The organism is Kitasatospora sp. NPDC004799 (assembly GCF_040609095.1).
Classification (GTDB): Bacteria; Actinomycetota; Actinomycetes; order Streptomycetales; family Streptomycetaceae; genus Kitasatospora.
Genome location: NZ_JBEXJK010000439.1, coordinates 1 through 6,586 on the forward strand (window position 1 = coordinate 1; position 6,586 = coordinate 6,586).

Sequence of the window (6,586 nt, forward strand, 5' to 3'; positions counted from 1 at the left end):
CCACCACCCCGGCGGCCGTCTCCACCACTCCCCGAACCGTCCTCGGCAGCATCCGGGTGCCTCCCAATCGCCTGCGCGCGCCGCTGCGCCGCCCTCAGTACCCGGGCCGTTCCGGGCACCCCACTGACGACGCTACCGCCAAAACCCTCCTGAGGTACCGTGGCCCGCAGTCAGCACCGCAGCGACCGGGGGAGGGAGCCCGCCCCGTGGCGAACGCCGAGGAGTGCCGGGAGGCACTGGAGCAGCTCAGCCGGAACATGGCGAAGTCCACCGGCGACGTCCGCAGGGCCGCGGCGCTCGACCGCTCGCTCAGCTGCCGGATCACCGACCTCGACCTGACCTTCACCGGGCAGCTGCGCGACGGCCGGCTCCAGGACGTGGTGGCCGCCCCCGGCGCCCCGGCCGGGAAGGCGGAGATCCGGCTCACCATGAGCAGCGACGACCTGGTCGCGCTGGTCGGCGGCCGGCTCAACTTCGCCTCCGCGTGGGCGAGCGGCCGGGTCCGGCTGGAGGCGGGCTTCCGCGACCTGCTGCGGCTGCGCACCCTGCTCTGAACCCGGCTTCCTGGGGGGAGCCGCTCCGGCCGGCGCTCAGAACCCCAGGTCGGCCAGTGCCTTGCGGCCGTCCACCGGCGCACCGCCCGCGTCCAGCACCGCCCACGCCGCCGCGCACAGCGCCCGCAGGCCGTCCCAGCGGTCCCCGGCCCCGGACAGCCGCAGCACGCCGCCGTCCACGCCCGCGACCCAGCCGCCGCACCCGAAGCCGCCGTCCACGGCCGTCACCGCCGGGTGCGGGACGAGCAGTCCGCGCAGGTCCGCGGCCAGGTAGGTCGGCCGGTGCTCGACCGGCGCCGCCAGCAGCAGCTCCGGGGTGGTCACCCCGGTGAACACCAGCAGGCTGTCCACCCCGCCGTTGAACGCGCCCTCGATGTCGGTGTCCAGCCGGTCCCCGACCACCAGCGGCCGCTCCGCGCCGGTCCGCAGCACGGTCTCCCGGTGCATCGGCGGCAGCGGCTTGCCCGCCACCTCCGGCTCCACCCCGGTCGCCGCCCGCACCGCCGCCACCAGGGTGCCGTTTCCGGGCGCGATACCGCGTGCCCTCGGCACCGTCAGGTCCAGGTTGGACGCCACCCACGGCAGGCCGCTCTGCACCGCGTACGAGGCCTCCGCGAGGTCCGTCCAGCCCACCGAGGGGTCGAAGCCCTGGACCACCGCGAGCGGCCCGTCGGCCAGCGAGCGGACCGGGACCAGCCCCAGCTCGGTCAGCGCCTCCTCCAGCCCGAGACCGCCGACGACCAGCACCTTCGACCCGGCCGGCACCTTCTCGGCGACCAGCCGGACGGCGGCCTGGGCCGAGTTGATCACGTCGGCCGGCTCGGCCGGGACGCCCAGCTCGGTCAGGTGCTCGGCCACCACCCGCGGCGGGCGGGAGGCGTTGTTGGTCACGTAGGCGAGCCGCATCCCGGCCGTCCGGGCGGCGTCCAGCGCGTCCACCGCGTGCTCGATCGCGTGGGCGCCCGCGTAGACCACGCCGTCCAGGTCCAGCAGCGCGGTGTCGTACGCGTCGGTCAGCGGACGCTCGCTGCCGCCGGGGGCGGTCCGTCGCACGGGGGTGGCCGTCTCGGTCATGGCTGCGCTACCTCATTCACTGCGTCGTCGTTCACTGCGCCGTTGTTCTCTGCGCGGTCGTGCTCTGCGCGGTCGTGCTCTGCGCGGTCGTGCTCTGCGCGGTCGTGCTCTGCGCCGTCCGTCAGGGCGTCCGGCCGGTCAGGACCCGCCGTCGGCACCGGCACCGGCACCGGCGTCGTCCGCCGCGCCGCCGGCCGGCTCCCCGGCGCCCGCCGGGGGCGCCAGGTACCCGGGTGCTCCCGGCAGCAGCGGGCCGTACGCCCCGGCGCGGGCCGCCAGGGTCGCCCGGGTCTGCCGCAGCGCCTGCCGGTAGTGGTCGTTCTCCGGCCGCATCGCCACGGCGAGCGCCAGGTGTTCGGCGGAGGTCTCGAAGTCGCCCAGCCGGGCCGCCGCGACGCCCCACCCGAACTGAGCGTAGTCGTCCGCCGGGTCGGCGAGCGCCACGGCCCGGAAGTTCTCCAGCGCCGCCGCGTACGAGCCCGCGTCGAACTGGGCGCGCGCCAGCGCCTCCCGGATGCTGCGCGAGTGCGGCTCGGCCTCCGCCGCCCGGGCGAGCAGCTGTTCGGCGGCCGCCGGATGCCGCTGCGCCAGCAGCCGGGCGCCCCGGCGGAACCAGTCGTACACGTCCCCGGTCGGCTCCCCGGCGCGGCTCTGCCGCGGCACCCCGCCGCCCGCCCCCGCGCCGCCCGGGCCCGCGCCGCCCGCCGGGTCGTCGCCCGCTGTACGGCCCGGCGCGCCGTCGGCCGGAGCGTCCCCGTGGGTGGCACCGACCGGCCCGCCCGACTCGGCCGGGCCGCCGCCGTCCACCCGTTCCTGCCCGTCGTCCATGCCGTACCTCGCCCTCGGTCGCACACCCGGCCCACGATCCGGCACGGGTATTCCGATCTCTCAACAACGCGTACCCGGTTACGATGCCCAGAATGAGCACACCCAGTGCAGAAGACGGAGTCGAGACTCCCGAGGGCGGCCCCGGCGATCCCGGGCACGTCGCCACCGCCGGCCTGTCCCTGTCCCCCTTCCGCGGCCTGCGCTACGTCCCCGACCGGGTCGGCGCCCTCGCCTCGGTGATGTCCCCGCCGTACGACGTCGTCGACCCCGGTCGTCGGCTCGACCTGGAGACGGCCGACCCGCACAACGTGGTCCGGCTGATCCTGCCCAGGCCCGAGCCCGAGGACGCCGGAGACCGGCCCGACCGCGACACCCGCTACCGGCACGCCGCCCGGCTGCTGGCCGCCTGGCAGCGCGAGGGCGTCCTGGCCGCCGACCCGGAGCCCGCGCTCTACGTCTACGAGCAGCGGGTGCCGGCCACCGCCGACTCCCCCGAGCTGCTCCAGCGCGGCCTGATCGGCGCCCTCGCGGTGAGCGGCCGCGAGGGCGGCGTGGTGCTCCCGCACGAGGACGTGATGCCGCGGCCGGTCGCCGACCGCGTCGGCCTGATGCGCACCACCCGGGCCAACTTGGAACCGCTGCTGCTCACCTACCGGGGCAACGGCGGCGCCTCCGCCGTGATCGAGCGGACGGTCGAGGGCGAGCCGCTGCTCTCCACCGCCACCAGCGACGGCACCCACCACCGGCTGTGGGCGGTCACCGACCCCGCCGAGATCGCCGAGATCAGCCGCGACCTCGCCACCTGCCGGGCGCTGATCGCCGACGGCCACCACCGCTGGGAGATGTACCTGCGGCTCCAGCGCGAGCACCGCCACCTGCCGCGCAGCCCCTGGGACCGCGGCATGGTGCTCCTGGTGGACACCGCCCGCTACCCGCTGCGGGTCCGCGCCATCCACCGCGTGCTGTACCGGCTGCCGGTGGCCGAGGCGCTGGAGCGGCTCGGCGACCAGTGGAAGGTCAAGGAGGTCCCCGGACCGCTGCCCGCCGCGCTCCAGGCCCTCGCCGAGCAGAAGCGGCACGGCGGCAACGGCTTCGTCCTGACCGGCGGCGACGGCGTCTACTGGCTGCTCGGAGAGCCCGAGGAGTCCCTGCTGGACGCCACCGTGCCGCACGGCCGGCCCGAGGAGTGGCGCCGCCTGGACGCCACCGTCCTGCACGCCACCCTGCTGGACCGCACCTGGCACGTCCCCGACGGCCCGGACGACATCGGCTACCTGCACACCGCCGCGGCCGCCGAGCAGGAGGCCGCGCGCACCGGCGGCACCGCCGTCCTGCTGCACCCGGTCCGGGAGTCCGTGGTCCGACGGCTGGCCGAACAGGGCGTCACCATGCCGCGCAAGTCCACCTCCTTCGGTCCGAAGCCGGCCACCGGGCTGGTGCTGCGCAACCTCGCGCTGGGCTGAGGGCTCTCACGCCGGGCCGGCGACGCCGGCGGCCCGAGCGCGGGCCGGAACGCCGTGAGGCCCTGCCGTTCCCGGGGACGGCAGGGCCTCACGGCGTTGCCTGGGGCGCTGCTCAGCTCTTGCCGGCGTCGGCCTCGGCGGCCTCGGCGGCCTTCGACTCGTCGGCCTTGGTGCCCTCGGCCTCGGCGGCCTGGGTGCGCTCGGGGACGACGCCGTCGAAGTCCTCGTCGATCTCCAGGTCGTCCTCGTCGTAGTACTCCTCGACGTCCTCCTCGTCCTCGAAGATCACGCGGTCGTCGGCGTTGTCGCCGCCACCGCGCTTCTTCGCCGAGGCGTCGGCGGACTCGGTCCCGTCCTCGGCCAGCTCCGGGTCGAGCGTGTCGGTGAACTCCACGCCGTCGATCTCGGCCAGGCGCTCCGAGGCGTTGGTGGTGCCGTCGCTGTCGGCCTCGGCGGCCTTGGCGAACCAGTCACGGGCCTCGTCGGCACGGCCGGCCGCGATCAGGGCCTCGGCGTAGGCGTACCGCAGGCGCGCGGTCCACGGGTGCACCGCGCTGGAGGCCAGCTCCGGGCTCTGCAGCGTCACCACCGCGGCGTCGTACTGCTCCATGTCGCTGCGGGCACCGGCCGCCACCAGGCGCATCTCGACCTGGCCGGCCTTGTCCAGCTGCTTCACCTCGGGCTCACCGGCCATCGCCAGCGCCCGCTCCGGACGGCCCAGACCGCGCTCGCAGTCGGCCATCACCGGCCACAGGTCCGCCCGGCCGGTCATCCGACGGGCGGCGCGGAACTCGGTCAGCGCCTCGGAGTAGCGCTGGGTCATGTACGAGGCGAAACCGGCCGCCTCGCGGACGGCCGCCACGCGGGAGGCCAGACGGAGCGCGACGCGGGAGAACTGGTACGCCTCCTCGGGCTCGCTGTCGAGCAGGCGGGCCACCATCACCAGGTTGCGGGCGACGTCGTCCGCGAGGGTCTTGGGCAGGCTCTTGAGCTCCTGGCGCACGTCCGCGTCCAGCTCGAAGCCGGTGACGTCCTCCGGGATCGGCAGGCGCTTGACGGGCTCGTAGTTGCCCCGGCGGTCGTCGTAGTCCCGACGGCCGCGGTCGTCCCGGCGGTCGCCGCCACGGTCGTCCCGGTCCCGGCGGTAGCCGCCGCCCTGGCGGTCGTCACGGCGGAAGCCACCGCGGTCGCCACCCCGGTCGTCGCGGCGGAAGCCGCCACGGTCACCGCCGCGGTCGTCACGGTCGCGGCCGTAGCCGCCGGAGGGGCGGTCGCCGCGGTCGCGGTTGAAACCGCCGGAGGGGCGGTCGTCACGACGGAAGCCACCGCGGTCGCCACCGCGGTCGTCACGGTCGCGGAACGGGCGGTCGTCACGACGCGGACGGTCGTCACGGTCGCGGTTGAAGCCGCTCGGGCGGTCGTCGCGGCGGAAGCCGCCACGGTCGCCACCGCGGTCGTCGCGGTCACGGTTGAAACCGCCGGAGGGACGGTCGTCCCGACGGAAACCACCACCGGCCGGACGGTCATCGCGGCGGAAACCACCGCGGTCGCCACCGCGGTCGTCGCGGTCGCGGCCGTAGCCACCCGACGGACGGTCGTCACGACGGAAGCCACCACCGGCCGGACGGTCGTCACGGCGGAAGCCGCCACGGTCGTCGCGGTCACGGTTGAAACCGCCGGAGGGACGGTCGTCCCGACGGAAACCACCACCGGCCGGACGGTCATCGCGGCGGAAGCCGCCACGGTCGTCGCGGTCACGGTTGAAACCGCCGGAGGGACGGTCGTCCCGACGGAAACCACCACCGGCCGGACGGTCGTCACGACGGAAACCACCCGAGGGGCGGTCATCGCGGCGGAAGCCGCCACGGTCACCGCCGCGGTCGTCACGGTCGCGGCCGTACCCACCCGACGGACGGTCATCCCGACGGAAGCCACCACCAGCGGGGCGGTCGTCACGACGGAAGCCACCACCAGCGGGGCGGTCGTCACGACGGAAACCACCGCGGTCGCCACCGCGGTCGCCACGGTCGCGGCCGTACCCACCCGACGGACGGTCATCCCGACGCGGACGGTCGTCACGCTCGTCACGACGGAAACCACCCGAGGGGCGGTCATCGCGGCGGAAGCCGCCACCGGCCGGGCGGTCGTCACGACGGAAGCCACCACCAGCGGGACGGTCGTCGCGACGGAAACCGCCACCCGACGGACGGTCGTCACGGCGGAAGCCGCCGCGGTCGCCACCGCGGTCGTCGCGGTCGCGGAACGGGCGGTCGTCACGACGCGGACGGTCGTCACGGTCGCGGCCGTACCCGCCCGACGGGCGGTCGTCGCGACGGGAGCCGCCACGGTCGTTGGACCAGCTCCCGCGGGACCGGGGCTCATAGCCTCGGCCGTCGTCCGATCGGCGCTCGGGACGGTCCTGGGGCTGGTTCGACATCGTGGTGACTCCTTCTGCTGCTTCAGCTCCACCGCGGACCGAGCGAGCAACTCCGCTGCCGCCACGCGGTTTCGACGCCGGCCTGCTGGCCCGCGTACCTTCTCCATTGTCCGACATGCCGGGACCCTCCGCGTCTGGGCGGAAGTCCCGGTTCTGCCGGCCTTCTTCGCGTTCGCAAAACACAAAAAGGCCGCGGCCCCCGCGAGTAGCGGGGGGGGCGGGCGGGTATA

The 6,586-nt window shown here is 75.5% G+C and carries 5 protein-coding genes and 1 pseudogene; 2 read left to right on the top strand and 4 right to left on the bottom strand.

The window, feature by feature from the left end; translation table 11 throughout:
- The first annotated feature begins 206 nt into the window (after nucleotides 1-206).
- On the top strand, nucleotides 207-554 hold the full coding sequence (locus tag ABZW03_RS34755) for an SCP2 sterol-binding domain-containing protein (RefSeq protein ID WP_355267544.1): 348 nt from the start codon (nucleotides 207-209) through the stop codon (nucleotides 552-554).
- A gap of 36 nt (nucleotides 555-590) precedes the next feature.
- On the opposite strand, the gene ABZW03_RS34760 is transcribed toward ABZW03_RS34755, so the two are convergent.
- Complete coding sequence (locus ABZW03_RS34760) at nucleotides 591-1,628, bottom strand: HAD-IIA family hydrolase (protein ID WP_355267547.1); 1,038 nt, start codon at nucleotides 1,626-1,628, stop codon at nucleotides 591-593.
- Nucleotides 1,629-1,766: 138 nt separating this feature from the next.
- A complete protein-coding gene (locus ABZW03_RS34765; RefSeq protein WP_355267550.1) occupies nucleotides 1,767-2,456 on the bottom strand; it encodes a tetratricopeptide repeat protein in 690 nt (229 codons plus the stop codon).
- Nucleotides 2,457-2,548: 92 nt separating this feature from the next.
- On the opposite strand from ABZW03_RS34765, the gene ABZW03_RS34770 reads away from it, so the two are divergent.
- The gene (locus ABZW03_RS34770) at nucleotides 2,549-3,919 is read left to right on the top strand and encodes a DUF1015 domain-containing protein (protein ID WP_355267553.1); all 1,371 of its coding nucleotides are present in this window, start codon (nucleotides 2,549-2,551) and stop codon (nucleotides 3,917-3,919) included.
- A 112-nt stretch (nucleotides 3,920-4,031) separates the two neighbouring features.
- Here ABZW03_RS34770 and ABZW03_RS34775 read toward each other — a convergent pair whose 3' ends face one another.
- Together ABZW03_RS34775 and ABZW03_RS34780 are read right to left on the bottom strand one after the other, a co-directional pair.
- The gene (locus tag ABZW03_RS34775) at nucleotides 4,032-4,922 is read right to left on the bottom strand and encodes a tetratricopeptide repeat protein (RefSeq protein ID WP_355267556.1); all 891 of its coding nucleotides are present in this window, start codon (nucleotides 4,920-4,922) and stop codon (nucleotides 4,032-4,034) included.
- Nucleotides 4,923-5,330: 408 nt separating this feature from the next.
- Nucleotides 5,331-6,173: pseudogene (locus tag ABZW03_RS34780) on the bottom strand (hypothetical protein); the annotation flags it as partial.
- Nucleotides 6,174-6,586: the final 413 nt, after the last annotated feature.

Excerpts from the sequence above, each read along its gene's own strand:
- ABZW03_RS34760 (WP_355267547.1), bottom strand. The coding sequence starts at position 1,628 with ATGACCGAGACGGCCACCCCCGTGCGACGGACCGCCCCCGGCGGCAGC.
- ABZW03_RS34765 (WP_355267550.1), bottom strand. The coding sequence starts at position 2,456 with ATGGACGACGGGCAGGAACGGGTGGACGGCGGCGGCCCGGCCGAGTCG.
- ABZW03_RS34770 (WP_355267553.1), top strand. The coding sequence starts at position 2,549 with ATGAGCACACCCAGTGCAGAAGACGGAGTCGAGACTCCCGAGGGCGGC.